This window comes from Dickeya sp. NCPPB 3274 (assembly GCF_000406205.1).
GTDB classification, from domain to species: Bacteria; Pseudomonadota; Gammaproteobacteria; order Enterobacterales; family Enterobacteriaceae; genus Dickeya; species Dickeya fangzhongdai.
The window spans coordinates 4318105-4334180 of sequence record NZ_CM001979.1 but is presented as its reverse complement, the minus strand read 5'-3'; the positions used below and the strand labels follow the sequence as shown (position 1 = coordinate 4334180).

Here is a 16076-nt window from a genome sequence, read left to right as displayed (position 1 = left end):
TGCAGACGCAAACGCTGGCGGTACAAAAATGAAACCGCTTTTCATTCGTAGATTCTGGAATAGTGTTATGAAAACGTTAGGCGAATTTATCGTCGAAAAACAGCACGATTTCTCTCACGCCACTGGTGAGCTGACTGCGCTGCTGTCGGCCATCAAACTGGGTGCGAAGATTATCCACCGCGACATCAACAAAGCTGGTCTGGTGGATATTCTGGGCACCAGCGGCGTTTCCAACGTTCAGGGCGAAGTGCAGATGAAGCTCGATCTGTACGCCAATGAAAAGCTGAAAGCGGCGCTGAAAGCACGTGGCGAGGTGGCAGGGATTGCTTCCGAAGAAGAAGACGAGATCGTTATCTTCGACGGTGAGCGCGCCGAAAACGCCAAATACGTGGTATTGATGGACCCTCTGGACGGTTCTTCCAATATTGACGTTAACGTCTCTGTCGGAACCATTTTCTCTATTTACCGCCGTATCACCCCGCTGGGTATGCCGGTGCGCGAAGAGGATTTCCTCCAGCCCGGCCACAAGCAGGTGGCTGCCGGTTATATCGTGTATGGCTCTTCCACCATGCTGGTGTACACCACCGGTCATGGCGTGCATGCCTTCACTTATGACCCGTCGCTGGGGGTATTCTGCCTGTCTCACGAACGTGTGTGTTTCCCGGAGAAAGGCAACATGTACTCCATCAACGAAGGGAACTACATTAAATTCCCGCAGGGTGTGAAGAAGTACATCAAATACTGTCAGGAGCAGGATGAGGCGACTCAGCGCCCGTATACCACCCGTTATATCGGTTCGCTGGTGGCGGATTTCCACCGTAACCTGTTGAAAGGCGGTATTTATCTCTATCCGAGCACGGCCAGCTACCCGGAAGGGAAACTGCGTTTGCTGTACGAATGCAACCCGATGGCGTTCCTGGCGGAACAGGCGGGCGGCAAAGCCAGCGATGGCAAGAATCGTATTCTGGACATCACGCCGAAGAAACTGCATCAGCGTGCGCCGTTCTTCGTCGGCAACACGTCGATGGTGGAAGATCTGGAAGGGTTCCTGCGCGACTATCCGGACGCGTAAGTTCACGCCAGTCATGTCATTCAGGCCCGCAAATGCGGGCCTGAGTCGTTTATGGTGTTGATAGTATAGGGAAAGAGCGTGGTGTGAGCCACCGAGCCTGATTTACTGCGGTCTGTCGAATTGCTGCTCGAACCAGCTTTCCAGAATAATCACGGCGGAGGCGGCATCCACGCTGCCTTTGTCCAATGCCCGGAACCCGCCGCGCTCGAACAGATCCGCCCGGGCTTCCACCGTGCTGAGCCGCTCGTCGTGCAGCTCAACTTTGACGCCGAAACGGCCATGCAGGCGCTGGGAAAATTTGCGCGCCCGCGCGGTCAGCGGCTGCTCGGTGCCGTCCATGTTCAGCGGCAGGCCGACGATAACCAGCGCGGGCTGCCACTCGTTGAGCAACTTTTCCACTTTCTGCCAGTCGGGTACGCCGTCTTGCGCTTTCAGCGACGTTAGCGGGCGGGCGGTGCCGGTGATCTCCTGGCCGATGGCGACGCCAATGCTGCGGGTGCCGAAGTCGAAGGCCAGCAAAGTACGATTTCCCATCAGGCGTGCCCCGCTTCGGCGGCGATATTATGAATGTCCACGCCCAGTTTTTTCGCGGCGGCGCGCCAGCGCTCGGCAATCGGGGTGTGGAACAACAGATGATGGTCCGCCTGCACCGTCAGCCAGGCATTGTCCAGCAGTTCGTTTTCCAACTGACCGCTTTCCCAGGCGGAATAACCCAGCGCCACCAGCGTATTGCGCGGTTGTTCCGGCGTCCCAAGCGTTTCCAGCACATCTTTTGAGGTGGTAATCATGGTTTCGTCGGAAATGCTGATGCTGGACGCGAAGCCGGGGAGCGGCGTATGCAGGATAAAACCACGATCGTCCGCCAGCGGGCCGCCGGAAAAGACCGGTTTGTCGAGGCGAATCGTCGTATCGCGCGGGTTAGGCGTGATTTTCAGCTTTTTGAGGATATTTTCGACGGTGAACTGTTCCATTGGCTTGTTGATGATAAGGCCCATGGCGCCGTCCTCATTGTGCTCGCAGATGTAAATCACCGTCCGCCTGAACACGGGGTCCAGCAGAGAGGGCATCGCAATCAGAAAATGGTGCTGTAAATTCATCGTCTTATTATCGCTTCTCTGTCGGAGTGGATGTTTCCGGTTCGCCGCCGGGCAGCAAACCGGGCAGGGATACATCACCGACCGGGATACGGTCCGTGTATCGTTAACGCTGAGCCAGCCGGCGTTCAATGGCGTCCATCAGCATGCCGGTAATAGAGACATCCGAATAAGCCGCTTCGATTTCACGCACGCAGGTCGGGCTGGTGACGTTGATTTCAGTCAGGCGGTCGCCAATGATGTCCAGTCCGACGAAGATCAGTCCCTTCTGTTTCAGCACCGGCGCTACGGTACGGGCAATCTGCCAGTCGCTTTCGCTGAGCGGGCGGGCTTCGCCGCGGCCGCCGGCCGCCAGGTTGCCGCGGGTTTCACCGCTTTTGGGGATTCGGGCCAGACAGTAGGGCACCGGCTCGCCGTCCACCACCAGCACGCGCTTGTCGCCGTCTTTGATGGCGGGCAGGTAATTCTGCGCCATGCAGTAACGGCTGCCGTGTTCGGTCAGGGTTTCGATGATCACTGATACGTTGGCGTCTTCCGGTTTCAGACGGAAAATCGACGCGCCGCCCATGCCGTCGAGCGGCTTGAGGATCACGTCGCTATGCTGCTGATGGAAGGCGCGCAGTCGGTCGGCGTTGCGGGTCACCAATGTGTCCGGCGTTAGTTGCGGGAACCAGGCGGTGAACAGTTTCTCGTTGCAGTCGCGCAGGCTCTGCGGTTTATTGACGATTAGCGTCCCTTTCTCTTCCGCACGCTCCAGAATATAGGTGGCGTAGATGAATTCGGTGTCGAACGGCGGGTCTTTACGCATCAGCACCACGTCCAGTTCATGCAGGGCGATGTCCTGCGTCGCGCCGAAGTCGTACCAACCGTTGTAGTCGTACTGAACGCTCAGAATACGGGTCGTGGCGCGCGCTTCACCCGCATGCAGGTAGAGATCGCCCATTTCCATATAGTGCAGTTCCCAGCCGCGACGCTGCGCTTCCTGCAACATCGCAAAGCTGGTGTCTTTCTTGATATTGATGGACGAGATTGGGTCCATCACGATACCGAGTTTAATCATAGTTATCTCCTTTACCCCAGATCGCCGAATCGTACCTGCAGCGCGGTGATTGCGGTGAGCGCGGTGGTTTCTGTTCGCAGAACGCGAGGCCCCAGCAGAATATCAGTAAAACCCTGGGTTGCGGTCATGGCGATTTCGTCCGCCGACAACCCGCCTTCCGGGCCAATCAGCAGCCGGATGCGCGATACCGGCAACGGCAGCGTGTTGATACTGTGCGCCGCCCGCGGATGCAGATTCAGTTTTAACCCATTGTCCGGTTCCGCGCACCAGCTTTCCAGCGTCTGGACGGGGCGAATTTCCGGCACGCGGTTTCTGCCGCATTGTTCACAGGCGGCAATGGCGATTTTCTGCCACTGAGCGATTTTCTTCTCCAGCCGTTCGCCGTCCAGTTTGACGCCGCAGCGTTCGGAGAGCAGCGGGGTGATGACATTAACCCCCAGCTCAATGGATTTTTGGATGGTGAACTCCATTTTCTCGCCGCGCGACATCACCTGGCCCAGATGCAGGTGCAACGGCGATTCCCGATCTTCGGTCTGCCCGGCGGCATAACGAACCCGCACGCTTTTTTTCCCTGCCTGCAAAATCTCGGCGTCAAATACCTGGTTGCTGTCGTCGAACAGTTGCAGCGCCTGCCCGACGTTCATGCGGAGCACCCGGCCTACATGGTTGGCGGCGTCTTCGCTCAAATCCGTCTCTCCCCCCTGCGGGGCAAGCGTATCGGGATGAAAAATGCGCGGTATTCGCATGAATAATCTGGCCTTACGTGGTTATCAGTCGGGTGGGCGAATAGCCCGGCGGACGTCAGCCACCGTGCGGCGACGGTGGCGACAGCGGCAGGCAATCATTATAAGAGACAAGCCGTTATAGTAGGGAGCGGCGTCAGGGCTGGCAAGCCTGTTGCACGTACGGGTTATGGTTGCCCTGTACGGCGGCGATGCGTTTTTCGCGGGTGCACTCCCACGCGGTGACCGGATACTGCTTGTTCCAGGCGTCAAACAACTGGGTTTGCTGGCGAGACAGGTTCAGGTTGTAACGGTCGCGCATATAGAAGTAGGTGCGGGCGATCGCGCCGCGGGCGCGTTCGGGCGGCTCCGCCAACTGATTTTTAAAATCAGTCTTCATCTCGCACTGGCCGTACTGGCGTTCGCCGCCATTCCACTGGCTGTACATAAAGTTGCCGCGATCGCCGTTCACTTCGCCAATCGCCGGCTGCAGGTTGTGCAGGTCGGTTTCTATCTGGCGGTAAACATCGTCTTTGGCGCAGTTTTTGCGGCCGCCGTCCTGCCAGCATTGGCGCTGGTGGCCAAACTGCCACGCCGGCACCACGTGCTCCCACTCGATGCGGCTGGCGCGGTTGGCGTCTTTACGCACCTGATAACCGCAGGAAGCCAGGTCCGGCGTCCCTTTTTTGCCCTGCCAGTTGATCTTACAGCCACAATAGAAGGTGCCGGGCGCATCCTGATGGATTTTGGCGGCGGCGGCCTTGGCCTGCGTAAAATTGTTGATGTTCTGACCGGCGGCGGCCAGCGTCGTCAGGCCGGCGCCTAACACAGCGAAAATGACAAGATTGCGAAGCATATTCCAGAATCACCAGCAGGGTTGAAAGTGGGCAGCGTACCTGAAGAACACCATGCAGGCAAACGCAAAAAAGACAGCATGAAACGCTGGATTTCTGGTTTAAACAGAGTTTGTTACGAGGGCGCGTAACCGCTCGCCGCAAGACCGGCAACGGTATTCCGACTCGCCCCGAACGACACGGTTATGGCGACGCAGCGTCAGTTCATGCCGGCGGCAGGCGCACTGATAAGGGAAGGTTTTGCCCTGCACCGAGGCGAGCGCAAACTGGTGGGTCCGGCGGGCGGGCACGTTTAGTACGTTTTCCATCATCCAGCGCCATTCCCGGCCATGCGGCGCGGTTTTGCCGAAACGGGCGTATACCAGCAGATGCGCCAGCTCATGCGGGACCACTTCATCAATAAACGCCTGCTGGTTTTCCTGCAGCAATACCGGATTAAGGCGGATTTCCCACGTTTTTAGCCAGGCGCTGCCGGCGGTGGAGCCGCGTTGCTGATAGTTGATGACGGGCTCGGGGTAATCACAGCCCAATGCCGTGTTGGCCTGCTGGAGTTTTTCCCGCAAACAGCGCATCACCGCTTGCTGCAGGGCGATAGGGAGTCGTGGCGTGTTCATGCTGGCAGCTTACGGTCTGAGCCGGCTGGATGCAATAACGCCCGCCAGCGGCCCGGCAATAAAAAACGGCGAAGCAGAAGCTTCGCCGTTTGGCATAACAGCGCGGGTCGATTATTTCAGGCCGGCGGCGTCACGCAGTTTTTCTGCCACGTCGGTTTTTTCCCACGGGAATTCCGCACGGCCGAAGTGGCCGTAGGCCGCGGTTTGCTGGTAGATCGGGTGCAGCAGGTCCAGCATCTGGATCAGGCCGTACGGGCGCAGATCGAAGAACTGGCGGACCAAATCGACCAGACGGTCGCTGGACACTTTCTCGGTGCCGAAGGTTTCCACCATGATGGAAGTCGGCTCCGCTACGCCGATAGCGTAGGACACCTGGATTTCACAGCGATCCGCCAGACCGGCGGCAACGATGTTTTTCGCCACATAACGGGCGGCGTAAGCAGCGGAACGGTCCACTTTGGACGGGTCCTTGCCGGAGAACGCGCCACCGCCGTGACGCGCTGCGCCGCCGTAGGTATCGACGATGATTTTACGACCGGTCAGGCCGCAGTCGCCCATCGGGCCGCCGATCACGAAACGGCCGGTCGGGTTGATGAAGTATTTGGTATTGGCGGAGAGCCACTCAGACGGCAGAACCGGCTTGATGATCTCTTCCATCACCGCTTCCTGCAGATCTTTCTGCGCGATGGATTCCGAATGCTGGGTAGACAGCACTACCGCATCGATACCGACGATCTTGCCGTTGTCGTACGCGAAGGTCACCTGGCTCTTGGCGTCCGGGCGCAGCCACGGCAGGGTGCCGTTTTTACGCACTTCGGACTGACGCTGTACCAGGCGGTGCGCGTAAGTGATCGGCGCCGGCATCAGCACGTCGGTTTCGTTGGTCGCGTAACCGAACATCAGGCCCTGGTCGCCTGCGCCTTGTTCCAGCGGGTCTTTACGGTCAACGCCCTGATTAATATCCGGAGATTGTTTGCCAATCGCGCTCAGTACGGCGCAGGAGTTGGCGTCAAAACCCATCTCGGAGTTGACATAACCAATTTCGCGGACGGTGCGGCGCGTGATTTCTTCGATATCAACCCAGGCGCTGGTGGTAATTTCGCCACCAACTAACACCATACCGGTTTTTACGTAAGTTTCGCAGGCAACCCGCGCTTTGGGGTCCTGCTCCAGAATCGCGTCAAGGACGGCGTCGGAAATCTGGTCAGCGATTTTATCAGGATGTCCTTCGGAGACCGACTCGGACGTAAAAAGGTGTTTAGCCATGAGTTTCTTTACCTTATAAGCTAAAGCCGTTAAGCAATATATACCGTCATACTTCAAGTCGCAGGTGCGTTGGCTTTCCTACAACTCGAATTATTTTGGGTATTAAGTTAATCAGTATAGATGGATTAACATCTGGATGGCTATTCTAGGTCACACTGTAGCCCCATGCCAGCAGTTTTTATGCCGCGCGGGCCGCTTGAAGATGTTCATCGGCATCTTTTGCAGAAATGATAGGGTTTTTTACCATTTTCATTTTGCTTTTCCGGGGCCGGATAGGTATAAACGGCGGGCGGTTTTGTTGTCCGTAATTCGGGCGGTTCCGGCGCGCTGCGCGACGCTTATCCAGGGTGATACGTGAGCGGTGACGACGGGGTTCGGCCCGATACTGTCTGACCATTTTCCTGATGGTTTTTCGTGATAGCCTGACCGCATCATCTGCGGCGAGCGTGGAGGTGATAGGATTAATGATCCGTTGTTTATTGAGTGAGTTGCGCTCGCTGCGCTTTTCTTCTGACGCCGTCGCGTCACTGACTCAATCCTTTCCGACATTTGCCCGAAGTTGCCTGTCCCGCAGCGCAACGCAGGACTCCCGAGCTGGCTAACCTGCTTTTTTCTCCGCGCCAGTGAATGCGATTGCATTCTTCCTGGTGATGTTTTCCCTGGTTTTCAACGACCCGAACCTCGGAGTCTGACATCGTGTTTTACACTAATAAGAGTCATAAAACGGCGGCATACTACTGCCCGTCGGGTTTTTCACTGCCGACGTTGCGCGCTTTTGCCGTGCCGCCGGTGTTTGTTGCGGGAAAAAATGTGAGTATTCATCAAGAAGTGGAAGAAGGGGATCGCCATGTCTGACGATATGATTCAACCGTACTCGTCAGCGGCGGGTAAACACGATCATCTGCGCTCCATGCAGGAGGTAGCCATGAATGACCGCGACGCCAGCGAGATGCTGAGAACCTATAACATTGCCTGGTGGGGTAACAACTATTACGACGTCAACGAGCTGGGGCACATCAGCGTGTGCCCGGATCCGGATGTGCCGGAAGCGCGCGTTGACCTGGCCAAGCTGGTGAAAACCCGTCAACAGGGCAATCAGCGTCTGCCGGCGTTATTCTGCTTTCCGCAGATTCTGCAGCACCGTCTGCGCTCCATCAACGCGGCGTTTAAACGCGCGCGTGAGTCCTTCGGCTATGAAGGCGGCTATTTCCTGGTATATCCCATCAAAGTTAACCAGCATCGCCGCGTGATTGAATCGTTGATCAATTCCGGCGAGCCGCTGGGGCTGGAGGCGGGTTCCAAAGCCGAACTGATGGCGGTGCTGGGTCACGCCGGTATGACCCGCTCCGTAATCGTCTGCAACGGCTATAAAGATCGCGAGTACATCCGTCTGGCGCTGATCGGTGAAAAACTGGGCCACAAGGTGTATCTGGTCATCGAAAAGATGTCGGAAATCAACATGGTGCTGGAAGAAGCCGAGCGGCTGAACGTGGTGCCGCGTTTGGGCGTGCGCGCTCGTCTGGCATCGCAGGGCTCCGGCAAATGGCAGTCGAGCGGCGGCGAAAAATCCAAGTTCGGTCTGGCGGCGACGCAGGTACTGCAACTGGTGGAACTGCTGCGCAAGGCCAATCGTCTCGACAGCCTGCAACTGCTGCACTTCCACCTCGGCTCACAGTTGGCGAACATCCGCGATATCGCGACCGGCGTGCGTGAATCGGCGCGTTTCTACGTCGAATTGCACAAGCTGGGCGTCAACATCCAGTGCTTTGACGTGGGCGGCGGGCTGGGCGTCGATTATGAAGGAACCCGTTCGCAGTCCGACTGTTCGGTCAACTACGGCCTGAACGAATACGCCAACAACGTCATCTGGGGTATCGGCGACGCTTGTAACGAATACGGCCTGCCGCACCCGACGGTGATCACCGAATCCGGACGCGCCGTCACCGCGCATCACACCGTACTGGTGTCCAACATCATCGGGGTGGAGCGCAACGAATTCAGCGAACCGGTGGCGCCGGATGAAGACGCGCCGCGCGCGCTGGAAAGCCTGTGGAATACCTGGCAGGAAATCAAGGAGCCGGGCAACCGTCGCTCTCTGCGCGAGTGGCTGCACGACAGCCAGATGGACCTGCACGACATCCACACGCAATACACCCACGGCATGCTGGATTTGACCCAACGCGCGCAGGCGGAGCAACTGTATCTCAATATCTGTCAGCAGATTCAGCAGCAGCTTGATCCGAGCAACCGTGCCCACCGGCCGATTATCGATGAACTGCAGGAGCGTATGGCGGACAAGCTGTACGTCAACTTCTCGCTGTTCCAGTCGATGCCGGATGCCTGGGGGATCGACCAGTTGTTCCCGGTGCTGCCGCTGGAAGGGCTGGACAAGCCGCCGCAGCGTCGCGCGGTGCTGCTGGATATCACCTGTGATTCCGATGGCGCCATCGACCACTATGTCGACGGCGACGGCGTCGCCACCACCATGCCGATGCCGCCGTATGACCCGGAAAACCCGCCGCTGCTGGGCTTTTTCATGGTCGGCGCTTATCAGGAAATTCTCGGCAACATGCATAACCTGTTCGGCGACACCTCCACTGTGGACGTGTTCGTGTTCCAGGACGGCACCGTCGAACTGGAAGAGTCGGATGAAGGCAACACCGTGGCCGATATGCTGGAATATGTGCAGTTGGACCCGGACGTGCTGATGTCCCGCTTCCGCGATCAGGTCAAGGAAACCGATCTGGCGCCGGAACTGCAAGCACAATTCCTTGAAGAATTTGAAACCGGCTTGTACGGTTATACGTATCTGGAAGACGAATAATATTTCGTACGGAAAGGTTGAGTACTGATGAGGTACTCAACCTTTTTCTTTTTCAGGGTGGCGGAATGCCTGATCCGGTAGTGAGGCATGCTGCGGAGTCAGAATAATTGGTTGGCAATACCTTAATCATTGCGGCCAAATAAATACTCTGATTGTGGGTTGCGCGTTATTTCGATATTAAATTCAGTATCGGGGTGGCGTTTTTCACGTTTATGACAGGAATGATATATGTCTGATCTCAATCGTCAGCGGCTGTTTTTTACCAGTTGCTTTTCTTACGCGTTGACCGGTGCGCTGGTTATCGTGACCGGTATGGTCATGGGTGATATCGCCCAGTATTTCAATGTTCCGATAGCCAATATGAGCAATACCTTTACGTTTCTGAACGCCGGTATTTTGCTGTCCATTTTCCTCAATGTGTGGCTGATGGATATCTTCCCGCTGAAAAAACAGCTGGTCTTCGGTTTTGTCCTGATCGTACTGTCGATCATCGGGCTGTTCGTGGGTAAATCGCTGGCTGTCTTTTCCGTCTGTATGTTTACGCTGGGCGTGGTCAGCGGCATTACCATGTCGATCGGCACCTTCCTGATTACGCAGCTGTATTCCGGCCGCCAGCGCGGCGCTCGTCTGCTGTTCACCGACTCGTTTTTCAGTATGGCCGGCATGATTTTCCCGATTGTGGCCGCGGCGTTACTGTCCCGCCATTTCGGCTGGTACTGGATTTACGCCTGCATCGGGCTGCTGTACGTGGCGATTCTGGTACTGACGCTGTTGTCTGACTTCCCCGCCATCGGCACGGATAAAGCCAGCGCTCAGACGACGGCTGTCGAGACGGAAAAATGGGGCATGGGCGTGGTATTTCTGTCGATTGCGGCGCTGTGCTACATCCTGGGACAACTGGCGTTTATCCAGTGGGTGCCGGAGTATGTGACCAAATCCTTTGGCATGAGCATCGGCGACGCCGGTGAACTGGTCAGCAGTTTCTGGACGTCATACATGATTGGCATGTGGGTCTTTAGCTTTGTGCTCAAGTTCTTTGATTTGCAGCGCGTCGTTACCGTACTGGCTATTCTGGCCGCCGGGGCGATGTACCTGTTCGTGAGCAGCGATCAGCCCCAACTGCTGAAATACTTCATCTTTGGTCTGGGCTTCATTTCCAGCGCTATCTACACCACGCTGATTACTCTGGGTTCCCAGCAGACTAAAGTACCGTCGCCGAAACTGGTGAACTTCATTCTGACCTGCGGAACGGTCGGGACCATGCTGACCTTTATCGTCACCGGGCCGATCGTGCAGCACTTTGGCGTGCATGCCGCACTGGTGACCGCCAACGGTCTGTATTTTGTGGTGTTCGTGATGTGCTTCCTGCTGGGGCTGGTGACCCGTCACCGTCTGCACGGGCATGAAGCCGCCGCCCATTAATCGGAGATAAACTCCGGCCAGTAACACCAAAAAGGCATCCCTGGGATGCTTTTTTATCTATCTTTCTGATGGATGCCGGGTGATTATTTAGCAGACGCGCTCATCCGCGCGCCAGACGATCCGTCGCCCCGGTGAGCGCAGCAATCATATCCGCTCAAAATCATACCGCCCAAAATGTAATGAAAAACCGACAGGCGTAAACAGGCAAAGCTGCTACATCGTGTGAGCTGGAACGAATAAAACCGCGCTGATAAAGCGAAACGCCTGCTATCCGGCCTGCATGTCAGCAGATTCGTGCGTTTTTTCCGCTTGCTGTTCCATGTGCAATCGGCCGGGTTTTCATGTACATTTGTGAATATCTTTTCTTTGCCTTTTTGAGCTAACACATTGATTAATATGTTTTATGTTCGACAGGCAACTGTTCAATCCGATCTGGAGTAAAGCATGTCCTCTCGTAAAGAACTTGCCAATGCTATCCGTGCGTTGAGTATGGATGGCGTGCAGAAGGCCAAATCTGGTCATCCGGGCGCACCGATGGGTATGGCGGATATCGCCGAAGTCCTGTGGCGTGACCATTTGAACCACAACCCGGCCAACCCGCACTGGGCCAACCGCGACCGCTTCGTGCTGTCCAACGGCCACGCATCCATGCTGATCTACAGCCTGCTGCACCTGACCGGTTACGATCTGCCGATTGAAGAACTGAAAAACTTCCGCCAGCTGCACTCCAGAACGCCGGGCCACCCGGAAGTGGGTTATACGCCGGGCGTGGAAACCACCACCGGTCCGTTGGGCCAGGGGATCGCCAACGCAGTCGGTATGGCGATTGCCGAGCGCACGCTGGCGGCGCAGTTCAACCGTCCGGGTCATGACATCGTTGACCATTACACCTATGTGTTCCTGGGTGACGGTTGCATGATGGAAGGGATTTCCCATGAAGTCTGTTCGCTGGCCGGGACCCTGAAACTGGGCAAACTGGTCGCCTTCTACGACGACAACGGCATCTCCATCGACGGCCACATCGATGGCTGGTTTACCGATGACACCGCCGCCCGTTTCGAATCCTACGGCTGGCATGTGGTACGCGGTATTGACGGCCACGACGCCGACGCTATCCAGCGCGCCATCAAAGAAGCGCAGAGCGTGACCGACAAACCGTCGCTGCTGCTGTGCAAAACCGTGATCGGTTTCGGTTCGCCGAACAAAGCCGGCACCCACGATTCCCACGGCGCGCCGCTGGGCGACGCTGAAGTGGCCGCCACCCGCGAACAGCTGGGCTGGAAATACGGTCCGTTTGAAATCCCGGCTGATATCTACGCCGCCTGGGATGCCCGCCAAGCCGGTCAGAACAAAGAAGCGGCCTGGCAACAGGCGTTTAACGCTTACGCCAGCGCTTATCCGGAACTGGCTGCCGAATTCACCCGTCGCGTTAGCGGCGAACTGCCGGCTAGCTGGCAGGCGGAATCGGCCAAGGTGATCGAACAGTTGCAGGCCAACCCGGCCAAGATCGCCAGTCGTAAAGCCTCGCAAAACGCGCTGGAAGCCTATGGTAAGCTGCTGCCGGAATTCCTGGGCGGTTCCGCCGACCTGGCGCCGAGCAACCTGACCATTTGGTCCGGTTCCAAAGCGTTGAATGAAGACCCGGCAGGCAACTACATCCACTACGGCGTGCGCGAATTCGGCATGACCGCTATCGCCAACGGTATCTCGCTGCACGGCGGTTTCGTGCCGTACACCGCGACCTTCCTGATGTTCGTTGAATATGCCCGTAACGCGGTGCGTATGGCGGCGCTGATGAAAGTGCGCAGCATCTATGTCTACACCCATGACTCTATCGGTCTGGGCGAAGACGGCCCGACCCACCAGCCGGTGGAACAGCTGGCCAGCCTGCGCGTGACGCCGAACATGAGCACCTGGCGCCCGGCGGATCAGGTAGAAACCGCGGTGGCCTGGAAATACGCCATTGAGCGTAAAGACGGCCCGACGGCGCTGATCCTGTCTCGTCAGAACCTGGCGCAGCAGGAGCGTACCGCTCAGCAACTGGCGGACGTCGCCAAAGGCGCCTATGTGCTGAAAGACAGCGGCGGCCAGCCGCAATTGATTCTGATCGCGACCGGTTCCGAAGTGGAACTGGCGGTTGCCGCCTGGCAGAAACTGACCGACGAAGGCGTTAAGGCGCGCGTGGTGTCCATGCCGTCTACCGATGCGTTCGACAAACAGGATGCTGCCTACCGTGAAGCGGTGCTGCCGTCTGCTGTGGCTGCCCGTGTGGCGATCGAAGCCGGTATCGCTGACTACTGGTACAAATATGTCGGTCTGAATGGCGCGATTGTCGGTATGGAAAGCTTTGGCGAATCCGCGCCGGCAGAAAAACTGTTCGACGTATTTGGCTTCACCACCGACAACGTGGTAGCGAAGGCGAAAGCGCTGCTGAAATAAGCACATCGCTTCGTTAGCCTCTCTTTCAAGGCCGGGATCGTCTCCCGGCCTTTTTTGATCCCGTCAGTTTTTTGGTAGCAAACCGTGCGGTAATTTTTTGACGCAGATCACTCTTCTGGCATCCACCCTGTCGCCATATTTCCTTTGACCGGCAATTCGTTTATGCTAGCTGAAGCGTTTCAGTTGTTGGTGTGACAGCATTTGGCAGTCGGGATCCCAATAGGATCCGGTTCGCAGCCCACCGCGCGCAACAAGCGGTTTATTCCTGACGACGTACTGATTATTCTATGATGCGCGATGCTTTTATCACTACACAGGGAATTTCATGACAATCCGTATTGCGATAAACGGTTTTGGTCGCATAGGTCGTAGCGTACTGCGCGCGTTGTATGAGTCCGGTCGGCGGGCCGAGATTGCGGTGGTGGCGATTAACGAACTGGCCAACGCCGAAGGGATTGCCCACCTGCTTAAATACGACAGCAGTCATGGCCGCTTTTCGTGGGATGTGCGTCAGGAATGCGATCGCTTGTCGGTAGGGGATGACACTATCCGCCTGTTGCATGAGCCGGACCTTCGTTCCCTGCCGTGGGGGGAGCTTGGCGTCGATATCGTGCTGGATTGCAGCGGGGTATACGGCAGTCGCGCCGATGGCGAAGCCCATCTGGCGGCGGGGGCTAAGAAAGTGTTGTTCTCCCATCCCGGCGCGCCGGATCTCGACGCCACCATCGTATACGGCGTCAACCATCCGGATTTGCAGCCGGTTCACCGTCTGGTGTCCAACGCGTCCTGCACCACCAACTGTATTATTCCGATTATCAAGCTGCTGGACGATGCGTACGGCATCGAGAGCGGCACCGTCACCACGATCCATGCATCGATGAACGACCAGCCGGTGATTGACGCTTATCACCATGACCTGAGACGCACCCGCGCGGCCAGTCAGTCGATCATTCCGGTGGACACCAAACTGGCGGTAGGTATTACCCGTTTCTTTCCGAAATTTGAAGACCGTTTTGAGGCGATTTCGGTGCGGGTGCCGACCATCAATGTGACGGCCATTGACCTGAGCGTCAGTGTGAAAAACTCGGTAAACGTAAGTGAAATCAATACGCTGTTTCGCCAATCAGCGCAGAATACATTTCGTGGTATAGTTGACTATACCGATTTGCCGTTGGTCTCCGTGGATTTCAACCATGACCCGCATAGCGCGATTGTGGATGGAACGCAAACCCGGGTCAGCGGAGGGCATCTGATCAAGACGCTGGTCTGGTGCGATAACGAATGGGGCTTTGCCAACCGAATGTTGGATACAACTCGGGCGATGGCGGCCTGCGGTTTCTGATAGGCGGCGCCGGGAGACCGACGCCTCACTCAAGCAACTTTAAAGAGAATCAACAAGAGGATTCACCATGGCTGTAATTAAGATGACCGACCTGGATCTGGCTGGCAAACGCGTGCTGATCCGTGCGGATCTGAACGTGCCGGTTAAAGATGGCAAAGTGACGTCTGACGCCCGTATCCGCGCATCCCTGCCGACCATTGAAATCGCCCTGAAGCAGGGGGCTCGCGTGATGGTGACATCCCACCTGGGCCGTCCGACCGAAGGCGAGTACAACGAAGAATTCTCCCTGCTGCCGGTCGTGAACTACCTGAAAGATCGCCTGTCTTCACCGGTGCGTCTGGCGAAAGACTATCTGGACGGCGTTGACGTGTCGGAAGGTGAACTGGTGGTGCTGGAAAACGTCCGCTTCAACAAAGGCGAGAAGAAAGACGACGAAGTACTGTCCAAAAAATATGCCGCGTTGTGCGACGTGTTCGTGATGGATGCGTTCGGTACCGCGCACCGCGCCCAGGCTTCCACCCACGGCGTGGGCAAATTCGCGCCGATCGCCTGTGCCGGCCCGCTGCTGTCCGACGAACTGGAAGCGCTGGGCAAAGCGCTGGGTAACCCGGCCCGTCCGATGGTAGCTATCGTGGGCGGTTCTAAAGTTTCCACCAAACTGACCGTGCTGGACTCGCTGTCCAAAATCGCTGACCAGCTGATCGTCGGCGGCGGTATCGCCAATACCTTCGTAGCCGCTCAGGGCCATAACGTCGGTAAATCGCTGTATGAAGCAGAACTGATTCCGGAAGCGAAGAAACTGCTGGAAACCTGTGATATTCCGGTACCAAGCGACGTTCGCGTTGCTACGGAATTCTCCGAAACTGCCACGGCGACATTGAAATCCGTTGCCGCCATTAAAGATGATGAACAGATTCTGGACCTGGGCGATGTGTCCGCAGAGCGTCTGGCTGAAATTCTGAAAAACGCCAAAACCATTCTGTGGAATGGCCCGGTCGGCGTATTCGAATTCCCGAACTTCCGTAAAGGTACGGAAATTATCGCCAATGCCATCGCCAACAGCGACGCGTTCTCCATCGCAGGCGGCGGCGATACGCTGGCGGCGATCGATCTGTTCGGCATTGCCGACAAGATCTCCTATATTTCTACCGGTGGCGGCGCTTTCCTGGAGTTCGTTGAAGGTAAAAAACTGCCGGCGGTGGTAATGCTTGAAGAGCGCGCTCGTCAGTAAGCAGTTTTAATCCGTTATCCGAAGCGGGCGTATTTCCCGCTTCCGGTTGCCCGGTCACCGGTCGGGCAACCAGCAAGTAAATCGTGCAGTAAATCGTAATGATGCCGGCACAATCGCGGTTATGTCGGTAGTGTAG

At 56.8% G+C, this 16076-nt stretch carries 13 protein-coding genes; 6 read left to right on the top strand and 7 right to left on the bottom strand.

The window, feature by feature from the left end:
- Positions 1–67: 67 nt before the first annotated feature.
- A complete protein-coding gene (gene fbp, locus DXX3274_RS19290) occupies positions 68–1072 on the top strand; it encodes a class 1 fructose-bisphosphatase (RefSeq protein ID WP_038665429.1) in 1005 nt (334 codons plus the stop codon).
- Positions 1073–1174: 102 nt separating this feature from the next.
- Here the strand turns inward: fbp and ruvX are convergent, their stop codons facing one another.
- From ruvX to metK, 7 genes are all read right to left on the bottom strand, one after another.
- Positions 1175–1606 (bottom strand): Holliday junction resolvase RuvX, encoded by a 432-nt coding sequence (gene ruvX / locus DXX3274_RS19285; RefSeq protein ID WP_042861164.1) that lies wholly within the window; start codon positions 1604–1606, stop codon positions 1175–1177.
- A complete protein-coding gene (locus tag DXX3274_RS19280; protein ID WP_042861163.1) occupies positions 1606–2169 on the bottom strand; it encodes a YqgE/AlgH family protein in 564 nt (187 codons plus the stop codon). The genes ruvX and DXX3274_RS19280 overlap by 1 nt, the downstream gene beginning before the upstream one ends.
- Positions 2170–2272: 103 nt before the next feature.
- On the bottom strand, positions 2273–3226 hold the full coding sequence (gene gshB / locus DXX3274_RS19275; RefSeq protein WP_042861162.1) for a glutathione synthase: 954 nt from the start codon (positions 3224–3226) through the stop codon (positions 2273–2275).
- An 11-nt stretch (positions 3227–3237) separates the two neighbouring features.
- The gene (gene rsmE / locus DXX3274_RS19270) at positions 3238–3972 is read right to left on the bottom strand and encodes a 16S rRNA (uracil(1498)-N(3))-methyltransferase (protein WP_042861161.1); all 735 of its coding nucleotides are present in this window, start codon (positions 3970–3972) and stop codon (positions 3238–3240) included.
- A 133-nt stretch (positions 3973–4105) separates the two neighbouring features.
- Positions 4106–4804 carry a deoxyribonuclease I gene (endA, locus tag DXX3274_RS19265; protein WP_042861160.1) on the bottom strand — a complete coding sequence of 233 codons (699 nt, stop codon included), beginning with the start codon at positions 4802–4804 and terminating at the stop codon, positions 4106–4108.
- A gap of 99 nt (positions 4805–4903) precedes the next feature.
- Positions 4904–5416, bottom strand: a complete 513-nt coding sequence (locus tag DXX3274_RS19260) for a SprT family zinc-dependent metalloprotease (protein WP_042861159.1) — start codon at positions 5414–5416, stop codon at positions 4904–4906.
- 111 nt (positions 5417–5527) lie between these two features.
- Positions 5528–6682 carry a methionine adenosyltransferase gene (gene metK / locus DXX3274_RS19255; protein WP_038665452.1) on the bottom strand — a complete coding sequence of 385 codons (1155 nt, stop codon included), beginning with the start codon at positions 6680–6682 and terminating at the stop codon, positions 5528–5530.
- Positions 6683–7529: 847 nt separating this feature from the next.
- Here metK and speA point away from each other — a divergent pair.
- The 5 genes from speA to pgk all read left to right on the top strand — a co-directional run bounded on the left by speA (position 7530) and on the right by pgk (position 15940).
- Complete coding sequence (gene speA, locus DXX3274_RS19245) at positions 7530–9506, top strand: biosynthetic arginine decarboxylase (RefSeq protein ID WP_038665455.1); 1977 nt, start codon at positions 7530–7532, stop codon at positions 9504–9506.
- Between the two features lie 228 nt (positions 9507–9734).
- Complete coding sequence (gene tsgA, locus DXX3274_RS19240) at positions 9735–10928, top strand: MFS transporter TsgA (protein ID WP_042861156.1); 1194 nt, start codon at positions 9735–9737, stop codon at positions 10926–10928.
- 444 nt (positions 10929–11372) lie between these two features.
- On the top strand, positions 11373–13367 hold the full coding sequence (gene tkt, locus DXX3274_RS19235; protein WP_042861155.1) for a transketolase: 1995 nt from the start codon (positions 11373–11375) through the stop codon (positions 13365–13367).
- 325 nt (positions 13368–13692) lie between these two features.
- Complete coding sequence (epd, locus tag DXX3274_RS19230; protein WP_042861154.1) at positions 13693–14709, top strand: erythrose-4-phosphate dehydrogenase; 1017 nt, start codon at positions 13693–13695, stop codon at positions 14707–14709.
- 67 nt (positions 14710–14776) lie between these two features.
- Positions 14777–15940, top strand: coding sequence for a phosphoglycerate kinase (gene pgk, locus DXX3274_RS19225; RefSeq protein ID WP_042861153.1), 1164 nt, complete (start codon positions 14777–14779; stop codon positions 15938–15940).
- The last annotated feature ends 136 nt before the right edge of the window (positions 15941–16076 follow it).